Genomic DNA, 458 nt, shown 5'->3' on the forward strand with positions numbered 1-458 from the left:
AGCCGGGGCGGTTCAACGCGCCCGGCGAGACGCTCGGACTAGCGGACGTGCCGGTCGCGGTCGCTCAGGCACTCGGCGGTGCGGGAGCATCGTTCGGGACGACGATACTCGACGCGATCCGCGGGTTCAACGATGTCGTCTTCGAGGCGGTGGGCGTTCTCGGGCCGTTCACGCCGGTCATCGTGGCGGCGGTCGTGATCGCGGAGGTCGTCGTGGCGATCGTGGTGCTGCGTCGGATCGTGTACATCGTCGCCGACCTGCTGCAGCTCGGAGGGTTGACAGAGTGACACTGAAAGACATCGCGAAGGATCCGCTGACGCAGGTGTCGGCGGGACTTGGCGCGATCGCCGCGGTGCTGAACCCGGAGGTCGTGTGGGCGCTGACGGACGCGCTCATCGCCTCGGGGCCGCAGTTATTCTCGGCTATCTCGGTGGGGGCGCTGACGCTCCCCCAGGTCC

At 68.3% G+C, this 458-nt stretch carries 1 protein-coding gene; it reads left to right on the top strand.

Annotated features, from left to right (window positions below):
* Positions 1-287 (top strand): hypothetical protein (locus tag EXE50_RS16945; protein WP_137705645.1); only part of this gene is annotated, 287 nt, incomplete at its 5' end.
* Positions 288-458 lie beyond the last annotated feature (171 nt).

It is taken from the genome of Halorubrum sp. ARQ200 (genome assembly GCF_005435115.1).
Lineage (GTDB): Archaea > Halobacteriota > Halobacteria > Halobacteriales > Haloferacaceae > Halorubrum > Halorubrum tropicale.